At 72.1% G+C, this 16,519-nt stretch carries 14 protein-coding genes; 7 read left to right on the top strand and 7 right to left on the bottom strand.

Annotated features, from left to right (window positions below; all coding sequences use genetic code 11):
* Positions 1-2: 2 nt before the first annotated feature.
* Positions 3-965 (bottom strand): FAD-dependent oxidoreductase, encoded by a 963-nt coding sequence (locus tag ACFYYH_RS01930; protein ID WP_388544548.1) that lies wholly within the window; start codon positions 963-965, stop codon positions 3-5.
* 348 nt (positions 966-1,313) lie between these two features.
* Between ACFYYH_RS01930 and ACFYYH_RS01935 the strand changes: the two genes are divergently transcribed.
* Positions 1,314-2,951 carry an ABC-F family ATP-binding cassette domain-containing protein gene (locus ACFYYH_RS01935; RefSeq protein WP_388544550.1) on the top strand — a complete coding sequence of 546 codons (1,638 nt, stop codon included), beginning with the start codon at positions 1,314-1,316 and terminating at the stop codon, positions 2,949-2,951.
* A gap of 73 nt (positions 2,952-3,024) precedes the next feature.
* Here ACFYYH_RS01935 and ACFYYH_RS01940 read toward each other — a convergent pair whose 3' ends face one another.
* From ACFYYH_RS01940 to ACFYYH_RS01950, 3 genes are all read right to left on the bottom strand, one after another.
* Positions 3,025-5,433, bottom strand: a complete 2,409-nt coding sequence (locus ACFYYH_RS01940; RefSeq protein ID WP_388544552.1) for a Tex family protein — start codon at positions 5,431-5,433, stop codon at positions 3,025-3,027.
* 76 nt (positions 5,434-5,509) lie between these two features.
* Positions 5,510-6,373 (bottom strand): hypothetical protein, encoded by an 864-nt coding sequence (locus tag ACFYYH_RS01945; RefSeq protein ID WP_388544555.1) that lies wholly within the window; start codon positions 6,371-6,373, stop codon positions 5,510-5,512.
* Positions 6,374-6,516: 143 nt separating this feature from the next.
* Positions 6,517-7,374 (bottom strand): enoyl-CoA hydratase/isomerase family protein, encoded by an 858-nt coding sequence (locus tag ACFYYH_RS01950; protein ID WP_388544557.1) that lies wholly within the window; start codon positions 7,372-7,374, stop codon positions 6,517-6,519.
* Between the two features lie 251 nt (positions 7,375-7,625).
* Between ACFYYH_RS01950 and ACFYYH_RS01955 the strand changes: the two genes are divergently transcribed.
* On the top strand, positions 7,626-8,129 hold the full coding sequence (locus ACFYYH_RS01955; RefSeq protein WP_388544559.1) for an ATP-binding protein: 504 nt from the start codon (positions 7,626-7,628) through the stop codon (positions 8,127-8,129).
* Here the strand turns inward: ACFYYH_RS01955 and idi are convergent.
* The 3 genes from idi to galE all read right to left on the bottom strand — a co-directional run bounded on the left by idi (position 8,104) and on the right by galE (position 10,882).
* Positions 8,104-8,697 carry an isopentenyl-diphosphate Delta-isomerase gene (gene idi, locus ACFYYH_RS01960; protein ID WP_388544562.1) on the bottom strand — a complete coding sequence of 198 codons (594 nt, stop codon included), beginning with the start codon at positions 8,695-8,697 and terminating at the stop codon, positions 8,104-8,106. The genes ACFYYH_RS01955 and idi overlap by 26 nt on opposite strands.
* Positions 8,698-8,817: 120 nt before the next feature.
* On the bottom strand, positions 8,818-9,756 hold the full coding sequence (locus ACFYYH_RS01965; protein WP_388544565.1) for a cation diffusion facilitator family transporter: 939 nt from the start codon (positions 9,754-9,756) through the stop codon (positions 8,818-8,820).
* Between the two features lie 142 nt (positions 9,757-9,898).
* On the bottom strand, positions 9,899-10,882 hold the full coding sequence (galE, locus tag ACFYYH_RS01970) for a UDP-glucose 4-epimerase GalE (protein WP_388544567.1): 984 nt from the start codon (positions 10,880-10,882) through the stop codon (positions 9,899-9,901).
* Between the two features lie 241 nt (positions 10,883-11,123).
* Here galE and ACFYYH_RS01975 point away from each other — a divergent pair, with 241 nt between their 5' ends.
* From ACFYYH_RS01975 to ACFYYH_RS01995, 5 genes are read left to right on the top strand one after another with little or no spacing between them, the layout of a single operon-like run.
* The gene (locus ACFYYH_RS01975) at positions 11,124-13,013 is read left to right on the top strand and encodes a DUF5941 domain-containing protein (protein WP_388545278.1); all 1,890 of its coding nucleotides are present in this window, start codon (positions 11,124-11,126) and stop codon (positions 13,011-13,013) included.
* A complete protein-coding gene (locus ACFYYH_RS01980; RefSeq protein ID WP_388544570.1) occupies positions 13,010-13,759 on the top strand; it encodes a sugar phosphate nucleotidyltransferase in 750 nt (249 codons plus the stop codon). The genes ACFYYH_RS01975 and ACFYYH_RS01980 overlap by 4 nt, the downstream gene beginning before the upstream one ends.
* Positions 13,747-14,808, top strand: a complete 1,062-nt coding sequence (locus ACFYYH_RS01985) for an iron-containing alcohol dehydrogenase family protein (protein WP_388544572.1) — start codon at positions 13,747-13,749, stop codon at positions 14,806-14,808. Before ACFYYH_RS01980 ends, ACFYYH_RS01985 begins: the two co-directional genes overlap by 13 nt.
* A complete protein-coding gene (locus ACFYYH_RS01990; RefSeq protein WP_388544575.1) occupies positions 14,786-15,571 on the top strand; it encodes a CDP-alcohol phosphatidyltransferase family protein in 786 nt (261 codons plus the stop codon). Before ACFYYH_RS01985 ends, ACFYYH_RS01990 begins: the two co-directional genes overlap by 23 nt.
* Before the next feature lie 5 nt (positions 15,572-15,576).
* A complete protein-coding gene (locus ACFYYH_RS01995; protein WP_388545280.1) occupies positions 15,577-16,449 on the top strand; it encodes a glycosyltransferase family 2 protein in 873 nt (290 codons plus the stop codon).
* Positions 16,450-16,519: the final 70 nt, after the last annotated feature.

Raw genomic sequence — 16,519 nt, forward strand, 5'->3', positions numbered from 1 at the left:
GGTCACTCCAGCGCCAGCCGGGCCGCGTCCTCCGCGCAGCCCCAGGCCACGGTGACACCCGCGCCGCCGTGACCGTAGTTGTGCACCAGCCGCGCGCCCCCGGGCAGGGGTACGGCCTCCAGCCGGACCCGGGGGCGCGCGGGCCGCAGCCCCACCCGGTGCTCCAGCACCCGCGCCCCCGCCAGCGCGGGGTGGATCCGGGCACAGCGCGCCACGATGGCCTCGGCCTCGGCCGGGTCGGGGCGCAGATCCCAGGAGTGGTCCGTCGCCGTGCCGCCGAGCAGCACTCCGTACGGCTGCGGCAGCACATACGTCGTATCGGTGGACCCGGGGACGCTCGCCACGAACCACTCGTCGATCCCCGGGTTCTCCACGACCACCACCTGGCCGCGCACCGGGTACAGCGACGCGTCCGCCACCAGCACCCGGGCACCGATCCCGGTGCAGTCCACCACGACGGGCGCCAGCGCCGCGGGCTCCTCGAAGCCCGTGACCGAACGCCGCTCCACGGTGCCGCCCGCCGCCCGCAGCCGCTCCTTCAGATAGCGCAGGTAAACGGGCATGTCGATCAGCGGGACGGCGGCGCGCAGCGCCTGTCCGACACCCGCGGGCAGTTCGTCCGCACGGGCCTCGCGCAGTCCCGGGACCCGGGCGGCCCAGCTCCCCAGGCCCGCCGGGGAGGTGTCCTTCATCAGCCCGGGGACGATGCGCACCCCGGTCTCGTCCGGGCGCCGCGCGAGCCGTTCGTAATGGCTCAGCGACCGCTCCAGCCAGGCGCCGACCTGCCGCGCCGGCTCGATACGGTAGGGCCAGACCAGGGCTCCCGCCACCGCCGACGTGGTCCGCCCCAGTGGATCGCGGGTCCACATCCCGACCCGGTGCCCGCTCTCCGCCAGCACCAGCGCCGTCGTCAGACCGATGACTCCGCCGCCGACCACTATCACATCGTTCTTGCCGCCGTTCATGTCCGGACCGTAGCGGAATCCGTCGCTCGGTCCCATCGCCCGACCGACGGGCGGGACCAATTCCGGTGGACGGGCGGGTCCTTGGTCCGGGATCCTTCTTCCCCCGTCCCCGTACCGACGGCTCTCCGCGCGGCGCCGCCGTGGCCGCGCACGGCGCGGATCCCGGCACCCCGGCCCGCACCCGCGACGCGGTCGGCGCCCGGTCTCGCCTCCTGGGTGCCCGGGGCGCCGGTCCGTGGCAGCTTCCTGCGCGAGCCGCCCCGACCAGGGGGTGGAGATCCGCGCAGAAGCCGGCGGGCCTGCTCCGGCCCGCCCCCGCGTCCAGTACCTCGTTAGGATCACGGTCTGATGACTGCCACGCTCGTAGCCAAGGATCTCGCCGCCGGACACGGCGACCGCTCGCTCTTCTCCGGGCTCGACCTCGTGGTCGCGCCCGGCGAGGTGATCGGACTCGTGGGCGCCAACGGCGCCGGGAAGTCCACCCTGCTCCGGCTGCTCGCCGGACTCGACACGCCCGAGGACGGGGCGGTCAGGCTCTCCCCGCCCACCGCCGCCGTCGGCCATCTTCCCCAGGAGCCCGAGCGGCGCGCGGGGGAGACCGTACGGGCCTTCCTGGGCCGCCGTACCGGAGTCACCGCCGCGCAGACCGCGCTGGACGAGGCCACCCAGGCGCTCGTCGACGGCGCGCCGGGCGCCGACGACGCCTATGCCGCCGGGCTGGAGCGCTGGCTGAGCCTCGGTGGCGCCGATCTGGACGAGCGGGCCGAGGAGACCGCCGCCTCGCTCGGCCTCACCGTCGGACTCGACCAGCCGATGACCACCCTCTCCGGGGGGCAGGCCGCCCGTGCGAGCCTCGCCTCGCTCCTGCTCTCGCGGTACGACGTCTTCCTGCTGGACGAGCCGACCAACGATCTGGACCTCGACGGCCTCGAACGGCTGGAGAAGTTCGTGACCGGTCTGCGCGCCGGCACGGTCGTGGTCAGCCATGACCGCGAATTCCTCGTACGCACCGTCACCAAGGTGCTGGAACTCGACCTGGCCCAGCAGAACGTCACGCTCTTCGGCGGCGGGTACGAGGCGTATCTGGAGGAACGGGAGACCGCGCGCCGCCACGCCCGCGAGGAGTTCGAGGAGTACGCCGACAGGAAGGCGGCCCTGGAGACCCGGGCGCACACCCAGCGCGCCTGGATGGAGAAGGGCGTCAAGAACGCCCGGCGCAAGGCGACCGACAACGACAAGATCGGCCGTAAGTTCCGCACGGAGGCCAGCGAGCAGCAGGCGGCCAAGGCACGCCAGACCCAGCGGCTCATCGAGCGCCTCGACGCGGTCGAGGAGCCGCGCAAGGAGTGGGAGCTGCGGATGGAGATCGCCGCCGCGGACCGCTCCGGGGCGGTCGTCGCGGTGCTGAACGGCGCCGAGGTCAGACGGGGCGGCTTCCGGTTCGGCCCCGTCTCGCTCCAGATCGACCGGGCCGACCGGGTCGCCATCACCGGGCCCAACGGCTCGGGCAAGTCCACCCTGCTGGCCGCCCTGCTGGGCCGTCTCCCCCTGGACGCGGGCCACGCCTCGCTCGGCTCGGCCGTCGTCGTGGGCGAGGTGGACCAGGCGCGCGCCCTCTTCCACGGCCCGCAGACCCTGCTCGACGCGTTCCGTCCGGCCGTGCCCGACATCGAACCGGCCGAGATCCGCACCCTGCTCGCCAAGTTCGGTCTGAAGTCCGGCCATCTGCTGCGCCCCGCGACCACGCTCTCACCAGGTGAACGGACCCGCGCCGCACTCGCGCTCCTCCAGGGCCGGGGCGTGAATCTGCTGGTGCTGGACGAGCCGACCAACCACCTCGACCTGCCGGCGATCGAACAGCTCGAATCCGCGCTGGACTCCTACGACGGCACCCTGCTCCTGGTCACCCATGACCGGCGCATGCTGAACGCGGTCCGCACGACACGCCGCCTGGACGTGTCGGCGGGCACGGTGACGGAGATCTGAGGACGATCCGGGGACCAGATCCGGGGACAAGGGGGGGCCGCCCGGTGTCCGGGCGGCCCCGTCGTCCGTCGTGTCAGCCCCGCCTGCCGCCCCCACGGCCCTCGCGTCCGCCGCCCTTCGGGTCCGTCAGTCCCGCACGGCGCAGCGCGTCGGCCATCGCGCTGTTCGCCGGAGGCGGCGGCGCCGCTGCCTGACGTGCGCCGCCGCCCCGTCCGCCGCGTCCGCCCTGCCGCTGCTGCGGCGGCCGTCCGCCGCCGCCCGACCGGTCGCGCTCCGGCTTCGCGCCCACCTCGTCGTCCAGACGCAGCGTCAGGGAGATCCGCTTACGGGGCACGTCGACCTCCATCACCTTCACCTTGACCACATCGCCCGGCTTCACCACCTCCCGCGGGTCCTTGACGAAGTTCCGCGACATGGCGGAGACATGGACGAGCCCGTCCTGATGCACCCCGATGTCGACGAACGCCCCGAACGCCGCGGCGTTCGTCACGACCCCCTCCAGCACCATCCCCGGCACCAGATCCCCGATCTTCTCCACGCCCTCCTTGAACGTCGCCGTCCTGAACGCCGGACGCGGGTCCCGGCCCGGCTTCTCCAGCTCGCGCAGGATGTCCGTGACGGTCGGCAGCCCGAAGGAGTCGTTCACGAAGTCGGCCGGCTTCAACGAGCGCAGCACCGACGCGTTCCCGATGAGCGCCGCCACCTCGCTGCCGGCCGTCTTCACCATCGAGCGCACCACCGGATACGCCTCGGGGTGCACGCTCGACGCGTCCAGCGGGTCGTCCCCGTCACGGATACGGAGGAAGCCCGCGCACTGCTCGTACGCCTTCGGGCCCAGCCGCGGCACATCCTTGAGCGCCCGCCGGGAGCGGAACGGCCCATGGGCGTCGCGATGGGCGACGATGTTCTCGGCGAGACCCGCACCGATCCCCGACACCCGCGACAGCAGCGGCGCCGACGCGGTGTTCACATCGACCCCCACGCCGTTGACACAGTCCTCGACGACCGCGTCCAGCGAGCGGGACAGCTTCAGCTCGGACAGATCGTGCTGGTACTGGCCGACACCGATCGACTTGGGATCGATCTTCACCAGCTCGGCGAGCGGGTCCTGGAGCCTGCGCGCGATCGAGACGGCGCCGCGGATCGACACATCGAGACCGGGCAGCTCCTGCGAGGCGAACGCGGAGGCCGAGTACACCGAGGCGCCCGCCTCGGACACCATCACCTTGGTGAGCTTCAGCTCCGGATGCTTCGCGCACAGCTCACCGGCGAGCTTGTCGGTCTCCCGGGACGCCGTGCCGTTGCCGATGGCGATCAGATCGACCGCGTGCTCCCCGGCCAGCCGCGCCAGGGTCGCGAGCGACTCGTCCCACCGGTTCGCGGGGACATGCGGATAGATCGTGTCCGTGGCGACGACCTTGCCCGTCGCGTCGACCACGGCCACCTTCACGCCCGTACGGAACCCGGGGTCGAGGCCGAGCGTCGCGCGTGTGCCCGCCGGCGCGGCCAGCAGCAGATCGCGCAGATTCGCGGCGAACACCCGCACCGCCTCGTCCTCGGCGGCGGTGCGCAGCCGCAGCCGCAGATCCATCCCGAGATGCACCAGGATCCGGGTGCGCCACGCCCATCGCACCGTGTCCGCGAGCCACTTGTCACCGGGCCGGCCCCGGTCGGCGATCCCGAAGCGCCGCGCGATCATGTTCTCGTACATCGTCGGGCCCGGCCGCTCCGCAGACTCGGACGGGTCCTCCGGCTCCAGCACCAGATCGAGGACATCCTCCTTCTCGCCCCGGAACATGGCCAGCACCCGGTGCGAGGGGAGCGCGGGGAACGGCTCGGCGAAGTCGAAGTAGTCGGCGAACTTGGCGCCGGGTCCCTCCTTGCTGTCGCCCTTGCCCTCCCGCACCTTCGAGGCGAGCCGGCCCCGTGTCCACATCCGCTCCCGGAGCTCGCCGATCAGATCGGCGTCCTCGGAGAAGCGCTCGGTGAGGATGGAACGCGCGCCCTCCAGCGCGGCGGCGGGGTCCGCGATCCCCTTGTCCGCGTCCACGAACGCCGCCGCGGCCGCAGTCGGCTCGACCGAGGGGTCCTTCAACAAGCCCTCGGCGAGCGGCTCAAGACCCGCCTCACGGGCGATCTGCGCCTTCGTGCGCCGCTTCGGCTTGAACGGCAGATAGATGTCCTCCAGGCGCGCCTTGGTGTCCGCGGCCCGGATCCGCGCCTCCAGGGCGTCGTCCAGCTTGCCCTGTTCGCGCACGGACTCCAGGATCGCGCTCCGCCGCTCCTCCAGCTCCCGCAGATAGCGCAGCCGCTCCTCCAGGGTGCGTAGCTGCGCGTCGTCGAGCATCTCGGTCGCTTCCTTGCGGTAGCGCGCGATGAACGGCACGGTCGACCCGCCGTCGAGCAGCTCGACGGCCGCCCTCACCTGCCGCTCCCGTACGCCGAGTTCCCCGGCGATCCTGCCTTCGATGGACGTCGTCACGATCACGCTCCGCTGTTCTGTGGTCCGCCGATCTGCATTGTGGCAGGTGGCGGTGACATCGGAGGGCGCGACCGGCTCAGCCCCGGCCGATGAGATCGGCGGGGAACGCGCCCGCCGCCAGCGCCGCACCGGCGAATCCCCCGGCCAGCTCGGTGAGCCGGGCCACGCCGGCCGCGCCGAGATGCTCGTACGGCGGCCGGGCCAGCCGGTCCGTCTCGTCCTCCAGGGCGCCGCGCAGTTCCGTACCCGCTCCGGTCAGCCCGCCGTCCGCGGCCAGCAGCCCGCGCCCGCGCAGCCGCTCCCGGGCGGCCTCCCACTCCTCGGCGCTCCAGCCGCGCGTGGCGAGGACCCACTTCGGGGACATGCCGCGCCCGCTCGCGGTATGGCTGGCCAGTGCCTCCAGGGGGTCGAGCCCGGCGCTCGTCAGGGCCGCGAGATGGCCGTCGCCGCGGTACTCGCGCAGCAGCGTGGCGGCGTGCCAGAGGGCGAGGTGGGGCGCGTCGGGCACCGGCAGATCGGCGTTGGCCGCGTAGAGCGGGCGCGCCGGGCGTGTGCAGGCCTCGGTGGCGCGCAGGGCCAGTTCCGCCGCGTCGGCCAGCTCCTTCGAGGCCAGGGCCTCCTCGCCCAGCAGCCGCCGCAGCAGCGAGTCGACCGCGCGCAGCCGTGCGTCGAGCGCGTCCTCGGGGGAGAGGGCGTCCCACGCGCGCGGAATGTGCCGGGCCACCAGATCGTGCTTGAAGTTGTAGAAGGTCGCGGTGACGGTGCCCGCCCCGACCCGGCCCATCGGTGCGGAACGGGCCGCGAAGTAGGCGGCGCCGGTGTCGTCGAGACCCGCGCGCGCGAACGCGCGGCCCAGGTCGGGGGAGAAGTAGAGGGCCGAGTGGAGCGGGTTGACGACGGCGTGACAGCGGCGTGCGGCGCGTTCGGGCAGAGTGGTCATGGCGGGCATGTTACCGACTGGTTGGTACGACAGGCAGGGGGTGGGGCGGGGGCACAGGGGGCGGGGCAGGGGCGGGGGCAAGGGGCAGGTGAAGAGGGAGCGCGCCCTCCGCCGGGACCGGTGCCGTCGGGGAGCGCGCGGGCTCATATGCGAGCGCTCCGGCCGAAGCGCGGCTCCCGGCGCTCCAGGAACGCGGCGACCCCCTCCGCGGTCTCCCCGCTGGCACGTGCCCGCTCCGTCCAGTACGCCGTACGGTCGCTCTGCCCGGAGAGGGAAGGGCGGCCGGTGCGGCCGGAGACGAACTCCTTGGCCGCCGCCTGGGTCAGCCGTGAGCGGGAGACCAGGATCCGGGCGAACTCCGCCACGCGTCGGCCCAGTTCCCCGGCCGGCAGCACCTCGTCCACCAGTCCGGTGCGCAGCGCGCGCTCCGTACCGATCAACTCCGCCGAGAACAGCAGGTACGTGGCGGTCGAGGGTCCCACCAGCGAGACCAGCCGCCGGGTGGACGACTCCGGATAGACGATCCCGAGCCGTGCCGGGGTCACCCCGAACAGGGCGCCCTCCTCCGCGAACCGCAGATCGCAGGCCGCGGCGAGCTGGCAGCCGCCGCCCACGCAGTGGCCGCGGACGGCCGCGAGTGTCGGCCCGGGGAAGGCGGCCAGCGCCTCCTCGGCCCGTACGGCCAGCGACCGTGGGTCGTCGTCGGCCCCGGAGAACGCCTCGCCGGGCTCCCCGGACTCCTGCCCGCGCTCCTCGCCGGGCTCCCCGGCCGCCCGGGTCCGAGGAGGTTCGCGCAGTGAGGAGATGTCGGCGCCCGCGCAGAACGTCGCTCCCTCGCCGGTCAGCACCAGCACGTGTACGTCGGGATCCTCCGCCAGCCGTCCGAGCAGCGGCGGCAGTTCACGCCACATCGACGCCGTCATCGCGTTGCGCTTGGCGGGGTGGTGGATCACGACGGTCGCGATGCCGTCGGAGACGGTGTGCGGCAGGTGCGGCTCCATGCGCCGGATGCTATCCCCGACGGGGCGCGCTCCTCCCTCGGGTGTCCTTCCGACCGCTTCTGGAGCGCTGACGGGCGATCGAGTCCGATCACCATCGCTGTCCGCTCGTTCGCATGCGGTCATCGTCTGCCAATTACGGCTGACTTCTGCTCAGTGGCCCGGTATGGACCAGCTCTTTCCCAACACTCGGTATCTGATGGACGACGACACCGGTCGAGCCACCGGTCGAATCAAGGGTGGGTGCCGCAAGGATGGAGAGCCGCGGGAGTGTTCCGGCCCGGCCGCTGTCGTACGAGGGGGTCTGGCGCTTCACCGCCCCGGCCGTCGACGCCTCCGTACCGCGGGCCAGGCACGCGGTGCGCGACCTGCTCGTACGGCAGCGCGTACCGGTCAGGGGCACGGTCGTGCAGGCGCTGCTGCTCATCGTCTCCGAGCTGGTCACCAACTCCGTACGGCACGCGGCCCTGCTCTCGCCCGAGATCGGTGTCGAGGTCGCCATCGGCGCGGAGTGGGTCCGGGTCGCGGTCGAGGACAACCATCCGTACCGGCCCAAGGCCCTGGAGACCGATCACGCCCAGACGGGCGGGCGCGGACTGCTGCTCGTACGGGAGATCACCCGCGAGGCCGGCGGTAGCTGCGCCGTCGAGCACACCGCCGGCGGCGGGAAGATCATCTGGGCGACGCTGCCGTTCCTGGCCCCGGTCGGCGGGGCACCGGCGGGCGGGGGCGTCACCAGCCCCCGGCAGGCCCTGTGAGCTCTCGGATCGCCGGGCGTGCCGAGTCCAGCACGGTCATGAACCATGCCGAGAACGTGTCCCGGTCATGCCGTCCCGCCAGCTCCGCCGGGGTGACATAGGCCGTCTCGCCGACCTCGTCGGGATCGGGCCGCAGCGCGGACTGCGCCATCCCGACGAAGAGGTGGTTGTACTCCTGCTCCACCAGCCCCGACGCCGGGTCCGGGTGGTTGTAGCGGACCGTTCCGGCCTGGGCGAGCAGCGAGGGCGAGATACCCAGTTCCTCGTGCGTGCGGCGGGCCGCCGCCGTGAACGGCGCCTCGCCCGGGTAGGGATGTCCGCAGCAGGTGTTCGACCAGACACCGGGGGAGTGGTACTTGCCCAGCGCGCGGCGCTGGATCAGCAGCCGTCCCTGCTCGTCGAAGAGGAAGACGGAGAACGCCCGGTGCAGCAGGCCGGGCGCCTCATGGGCCGAAAGCTTCTCGGCGGTGCCGATGGTATTGCCGTTCTCGTCGACCAGCTCCAGCATGATCGTTTCCTGAACGCCGTTCGACGAGTCGCTCGCCGTACTGACTGGTGTGGTCGGCATAACCATCCTTCGCTTCGGGCCTCAGCCCCCAAGTCTGCCGCACAAAAGCCCCGTGTCCGCACTTCGCGAGCGTGGGCATGTCCGTTCTCCCAGGCCCCCGGGGGTGTCAGTGACAGTACGTCAGTGACAGAGCTTCGCCTCGTGCTCGGCATGCCCCCGCGGTTCGAGCTGGAAGGTGCAGTGCTCGACGTCGAAGTGATGCCCGAGGCATCCCTGCAGGTCATGAAGCATCTTCTCGTGGCCCACCGCGTCCAGCGCGTCCTGGTCCACCACCACATGGGCCGAGAGCACCGGCATACCGGAGGTGATGGTCCAGACATGGAGGTCATGTACGTCGGCCACGCCCGGCAGTCCGAGCATATGTGCCCGTACCTCGGTCATGTCCACATCCTTGGGCGCGGCCTCCAGCAGGACGTTCAAGGTCTCCCGCAGCAGCTTCACCGTACGCGGAACGATCATGAGCCCGATCAGCAGACCCGCGATCGGGTCCGCCGGCTGCCATCCGGTGGCCAGGATGACACCGGCCGAGATCAGCACCGCGAGCGAGCCGAGCGTGTCCGCCAGCACCTCCAGATACGCCCCGCGCACATTGAGGCTCTCCTTCTGGCCTCGCATCAGCAGCGAGAGGGAGACCAGATTGGCGACCATACCGATCAGGGCGAAGACGACCGTCAGCCCGCCCCTGGTCTCGGGCGGCGTGACGAAGCGCTCGACGGCCTCGTACACCAGGAAGGCGCCGACACCGAGCAGCAGCAGACAGTTGGCCAGCGCGGCGAGGATCTCGGCCCGCGCGAAACCGAAGGTGCGGTTCGCGTCCGCGGGCCGGCCGGCGAAGTGGATCGCCAGCAGCGCCATCCCCAGGCCCACCCCGTCCGTCGCCATGTGCGCCGCGTCGGCGAACAGGGCGAGGGAGTCGGCCGCGATACCGCCGATGATCTCCACGACCATCACGGAGAGGGTGATCGACAGCGCGATGCGCAGCCGCCCCCGGTACGCGGCGGTCGCGGTGCCCCCCTGAGGCGCGCCGTGGCTGTGCCCGTGGTCGTGCCCTGCCCCCATGGAACCGCCTTCCGGTCGTCTGTGCGATCTGTCGACCTGGTCAGTGAACTACGGGCGGGGGGTATGCGGCAACACGGCAGTGAACACCGTTGTCATATGCTCTGACCTGCGGAAATGATCGCAGGTCAGAGCAGTGCCACCGTCAGCCGACCGGCGCCGCCGGGTGGTGCAGCAGCCAGCCCTCCCAGGCCGATTCGACCATCTCGCGTACCCCGCGGCTCGCCGTCCAGCCCAGTGTCCCGGCGATCAGCCCGACCGAGGCGACGGCCTTCGCGGCATCGCCGGGGCGCCGGGCCCCGATCACCGGGTCGGCCCGGTGGCCGGTGACCTCGGCCACCAGCCCGGCCAGCTCACGGACCGAGACGCCCTCGCCGCGGCCGATATTGACCGTGAGATCGCCCGCGCCCTCCTGGCCGGACAGCATGCGGGCGGCGGCGAGATGGGCCTCGGCGAGATCCGCCACATGGATGTAGTCCCGGATGCAGGTGCCGTCCGGTGTCGGATAGTCGGCGCCGAAGATCCGGGGCGCCTCGCCCCGGCTGATCCGGTCGAAGAACATCGGGATGATGTTGAACACCCCGGTGTCCGACAGTTCGGGCTCGGCCGCACCCGCCACATTGAAGTAACGGAGACAGGCGGTGGCGATCCCGTGCGCCCGGCCCGCCGCCCGGACCAGCCACTCGCCGGCGAGTTTGGTCTCGCCGTACGGACTGATCGGCACGGCCGGGGTCCGCTCCGTGATCAACTCCACATCCGGCACTCCGTACACGGCCGCGGAGGAGGAGAACAGGAAACGGCGCACGCCCGCGGCGACGACACCGTCGAGCAGCACCGTGAGCCCGTGCAGATTCTCCCTGTAATAGGTCAGCGGCCGCTCGACGGACTCCCCGACCTGCTTCTTCGCCGCGAGATGCACCACACCCGTGACCTGGTGCGCGGCGAGCGTACGGTCGACCAGCGCGCGGTCCAGCAAAGAGCCCCGCACCAGCGGGATCCCGGCGGGAAGCCGCTCGGGAACACCGGTGGAGAGATCGTCGAGCACGACGACCCGCTCTCCCGCCGCGGTCATCGACCGTGCCACATGTGCCCCGATATAACCCGCTCCACCTGTGATCAGCCACGTCATGCCCGCCACCCTAAAGGGTGCCCTCCGGGCGCAGATCGTCGTTTGTCCCGGGGGCGGGGCATCGTCAATGATGATCATCGTCCGGGCCGCCGCCCGCTCAGACCCCGGCGTCCGGAGCGTAAACGGGCGGTGAACTCAGCCTTCCGTTCATCCGATAGCCTCTCTGCCGACGTGCCGCCACCCGGATCCCGGGTCCCATCGCCGCGCACCCAGCCCTGTCAGCGCCAAGGAGTGAGTTCGTCTGCCGACCGCCATCCTCACCGGTCCCCCGGTCCCCGGATCGCCGCTCGAAGGCCATCTGAGGTCGCTGGGGTACGACGTACGGACCGCGCCGGGCACGGAGGAGGCCCACGGCCTTCTCGCCGCGGCCCCCGCGGCCGAGCGGGTCGCCCTCGTCGACTCCCGTTTCGTCGGCCATGTCCACGCGCTGCGCCTGGCCCTCACCGACCCGCGCTTCCCCGCCGCCGCCGTGCCCGGGGCGCTCACCGCCCAGCCCGAGGCCCGCGCCGCGCTGCTGGGCGCCATGGCGGCCGTCACGGCCGAAGGACCCGGGACACCGGCCGGCGCGGCCGGACCTCCGGGGACCGGTGCCACCGTCACCGCCGCCCGGGAGTCCTTCGCCGACCGGGTCGCCACCGCGCTCGACACCCGGGGCACCGGCGTCCACCGTCCCGAACTGGGGTCGCTCGTCGCGGCCGTACCGGCCGACCAGGACGCCCGGGAGCGGGCCGAGACCGCGGTTGCGGCCGTGGACGACGAGGCCGTACGGCTGCGCTCCGCCGTGAAGGCGCGCGACGGCTTCTTCACCACCTTCGCCGTCAGCCCGTACTCCCGGTATCTCGCCCGCTGGTGCGCCCGCCGCGGACTGACCCCCAACCAGGTCACCACCGCGTCCCTCCTCACCGCCCTGATCGCGGCGGCCTGCGCGGCCACCGGCACCCGGGGCGGCTACGTGGCCGCCGGCGCGCTGCTGCTCCTCTCATTCGTACTGGACTGCACCGACGGGCAGCTCGCCCGCTACTCGCTCCAGTACTCCACGATGGGCGCCTGGCTGGACGCCACCTTCGACCGCGCCAAGGAGTACGCCTACTACGCGGGCCTCGCGCTCGGCGCCGCCCGGGGCGGCGACGACGTGTGGGCGCTCGCACTGGGCGCGATGGTCCTCCAGACCTGCCGGCATGTCGTCGACTTCTCCTTCAACGAGGCGAACTCCGGCGCTACGGTCCCGAGCGCCGCCGGTGCCACCGCGGCGGCCGGGCCGGGCTCCCCCACCGCCGCCCTCTCCAGCAGGCTCGACCGGGTCGGCTGGACGGTGTGGGCGCGCCGGATGATCGTGCTGCCCATCGGTGAGCGCTGGGCGATGATCGCCGTACTGACCGCCCTGACCACCCCCAGGACCGTCTTCTACGCACTGCTCGCCGGCTGTGCCTTCGCCGCCTGCTACACCACCGCCGGCCGTGTCCTGCGCTCGGTGACCCGCAAGGCCGTCCGCGGCGCACACGCCACCCAGGCCCTCGCCGACCTCGCCGACTCGGGTCCGCTCGCCACGGGCACCGCCGCGCTGCTGAGGCGCCCGGCCCGCCGGCTCCCCGGCCCGCTGCCGTTCGTGATCGCGTTCATCGGCGGGGCCGCGGTCGTCGCCACCGCCTCCTTCGCGCCCCTCGACGGCCCCTGGCCGGTCCTCGCGGCCCTGCTGTACGTCCTGACCTCGGGCCTCGCCGTCGCCCGCCCGCTGGGCGGCGCGCTGGACTGGCTGGTCCCGCCGGTGTTCCGGGCCGCCGAGTACGGCACCGTCCTGGTGCTCGCCGCCCGCTCCGAGGTGAACGGGGCGTTGCCCGCGGCTTTCGGGCTGGTGGCGGCCGTCGCCTACCATCACTACGACACGGTGTACCGCATCCGCGGCGGCAGCGGCGCGCCGCCCGGATGGCTCGTCCGGGCGGTCGGCGGGCACGAGGGCCGCACGCTGGCCGTCACCGTGCTCGCGGCCGTCCTGGTGACCCGGCACTCCGGTTTCCCCCTGGCCCTGACGGTGCTCGCGGCCGTCGTGGCGCTGGTCGTGCTCCTGGAGTCCATCCGGTTCTGGGTGTCCTCCGGAGCCCCCGCCGTACATGACGAAGGAGAAACCGCATGATCGGCCTCGTACTGGCCGCCGGTGCCGGACGGCGTCTGCGCCCCTACACCGACACGCTTCCGAAGGCCCTCGTGCCCGTGGACCCGGCGGGGGAGGGGACCACCACGGTCCTCGATCTGACCCTGGGCAACTTCGCCGAGGTCGGTCTGACCGAGGCCGCGATCGTGGTCGGCTACCGCAAGGAGGCCGTCTACGAGCGCCGGGCGGCCCTGGAGAGGAAGTACGGCATCGCGCTGACCCTCGTCGACAACGACAAGGCCGAGGAGTGGAACAACGCCTACTCCCTCTGGTGTGCCCGGGACATCCTGACGCGCGGTGTGATCCTCGCCAACGGGGACACCGTCCACCCGGTCTCCGTCGAGAAGACCCTGCTCGCCGCGCGCGGCGGGGACCGGCGGATCATCCTCGCCCTCGACACGGTCAAGCGCCTCGCCGACGAGGAGATGAAGGTCATCACGGACGGCGCCAAGGGCGTACGCCGGATCACCAAGCTGATGGACCCGGCCACCGCCACCGGCGAGTACATCGGGGTCACGCTGATCGAGCCCGAGGCCGCCGCCGATCTCGCCGACGCCCTGCGGACCACCTTCGAACGGGATCCCGACCTCTACTACGAGGACGGCTACCAGGAGCTGGTGAACCGGGGCTTCACCCTCGACGTGGCCCCCATCGGGGACATCCCGTGGGTCGAGATCGACAACCACGACGACCTCGCGAAGGGCCGTGAGATCGCGTGCCAGTACTGACCCGGCTCATCCCGTCCCCGGTCGTCGTCGACATCAGGCCCGGCGCCCTGGACGATCTCGCCGGTCTCCTCGCCGACCAGCGGATCTCCAGCTCGGGCCGGGTCGCCATCGGGGTCAGCGGTGGCTCGGGGCAGACGCTGCGCGCCCGGCTGGAGCCGGTGCTGCCCGACGCCGACTGGTATCTGGTGGCCGACGGCACCATCGACTCCGCCGTCCGGCTCGCCGACGGCATCAAGGGCAAGCGGTACGACGCGGTGGTCGGCCTCGGCGGCGGCAAGATCATCGACGTGGCGAAGTACGCGGCGGCCCGGGTGGGCCTGCCCCTGGTCGCCGTCGCCACCAACCTCGCGCACGACGGGCTCTGCTCGCCGGTGTCCACCCTGGACAACGACAACGGCCGGGGCTCCTACGGGGTGCCCACGCCCATCGCGATCGTCGTCGACCTCGATGTGATCCGTGACGCCCCGGTCCGCTTCATCCGCTCGGGCATCGGTGACGCGGTCTCCAACATCTCCGCCATCGCGGACTGGGAGCTGTCGCACGGGATCAACGGCGAGCCGGTCGACGGACTCGCCTCCGCCATGGCCCGTACCGCGGGTGAGGCCGTGCTGCGCCACCCCGGCGGCGCGGGCGACGACGAGTTCCTCACGGTGCTCGCCGAGGCCCTGGTGCTCACCGGTATCGCCATGTCGATCAGCGGCGACACCCGGCCCTCGTCCGGCGCCTGCCACGAGATCAGCCACGCGTTCGACCTGCTCCACCCCGCGCGCCGCGCGCTCCACGGCGAGCAGGTCGGCCTCGGGGCCGCCTTCGCGATGTTCCTGCGCGGCGCCCACGAGGAGTCACAGCTCTTCACCGAGGTACTGCACCGGCACGGGCTGCCCGTACTGCCCGAGGAGATCGGCTTCTCCCCCGAGGAGTTCGTACAGGCCGTCGCCTACGCGCCGCAGACCCGTCCCGGCCGCTTCACCATCCTGGAACACCTCGACCTGTCCACCGACAAGATCAGGGACGCGTACGCCGACTATGCCAAGACCATCAGTAGCTGAACTCCGACCGGTCGTTCACCCGGAGGGAGTGAAGGACCGGCGCAGCGGAGAGCACTGGGCCGGGCGACTGTACATGCGGGAGATCTCGCTGCACATCGACCCGTACCTGGTGAACACCCGGATAACGCCCAACCAGCTCACCTATCTCATGGTGGTCGTGGGGATCGCGGGGGGCGCCGCGCTGCTCCTGCCGGGACTTCCCGGCGCGATCCTCGCGGCGGTCCTGTTCCAGATCTATCTGCTGCTCGACTGTGTCGACGGCGAGGTGGCGCGCTGGCGCAAGCAGACGTCCATCACCGGGGTCTATCTGGACCGGATCGGCCACTACCTCTGTGAGGCCGCTCTGCTGATCGGCTTCGGGGTGCGCGGCGCGGACGTCTTCCACCAGAACGGCGCGGCCACCAACTGGCTGTGGGCCTTCCTCGGCACGCTCGCCGCGCTCGGCGCGATCCTGATCAAGGCCGAGACCGATCTGGTCGACGTGGCCAGGCAGCGCAGCGGTCTGCCCGCCGTCAAGGACGAGGCGTCCGTACCCCGCTCCTCGGGTCTGGCGCTGGCCCGCAGGGCCGCGGCCATGCTCAAGTTCCACCGGCTCGTCGGCGGTATCGAGGCCAGCCTCTTCATCCTGGTGGTGGCCGTCCTCGACGCCGTCCGGGGCGATCTGTTCTTCACCCGGCTCGGAATCGCGGTCCTCGCCGGTATCGCCGTCGTCCAGACCGTGCTGCACCTCGTCTCGATCCTGGCGTCGAGCAGGCTGAGGTGAGCGACATGCGGCTCGGCGCGGTGATCATCACGATGGGTGACCGCCCCGCCGAGCTGCGTGCGCTGCTGGAGTCGGTCGCACGGCAGCAGGGCGATCCGGTCGAGATCGTCGTGGTCGGGAACGGCGCCCCGGTGGGTGACGTTCCCGACGGGGTACGGACGGTCGAGCTGCCCGAGAATCTCGGTGTCCCGGGCGGCCGCAACGTGGGTATCGAGGCCTTCGGGCCCGCCGGCTCCGGCGTGGACGCCCTGCTCTTCCTCGACGACGACGGCCGGCTCCCCAGGACCGACACCGCGGAGCTGATCCGCGAGGCCTTCGCGGCCGATCCGGTGCTCGGCATCATCAGCTTCCGGATCGCCGATCCCGAGACGGGGCTCACCCAGCGCCGCCATGTCCCGCGGCTGCGCGCCTCGGACCCGCTGCGGTCGTCCCGGGTGACCACCTTCCTCGGCGGGGCCAACGCCGTGCGGACCAAGGTCCTGGCGGAGGTGGGGCCGCTGCCCGGCGGTTTCTTCTACGCGCACGAGGAGACGGATCTCGCCTGGCGGGCCCTGGACGCGGGCTGGATGATCGACTACCGCGCGGACATGGTGCTCAGCCATCCGACGACACCGCCCTCCCGGCACGCGGTGTACCACCGTATGGTGGCCCGTAACCGGGTCTGGCTCGCCCGCCGGAATCTGCCCGCCCCTTTCGTGCCGCTCTATCTCGGGGTGTGGCTGCTGGTCACCCTGCTCCGGCGCCCCTCGACCACGGCGCTGAAGGCCTGGTTCGGCGGGTTCCGGGAGGGCTGGGCGACCCCCTGCGGACCGCGCCGTCCCATGAAGTGGCGTACGGTGTGGCGGCTGACCCGGCTGGGCCGACCGCCTGTCATCTGACAAGCTTCGGATCTGAGAGCATCGGGGCTACTCCTACTCCCGGGGCCCGGCCGTCCGTGCTTGTGCCCGT

Origin of the sequence: Streptomyces sp. NPDC002018 (assembly GCF_042890865.1) — a bacterium.
GTDB lineage: Bacteria > Actinomycetota > Actinomycetes > Streptomycetales > Streptomycetaceae > Streptomyces.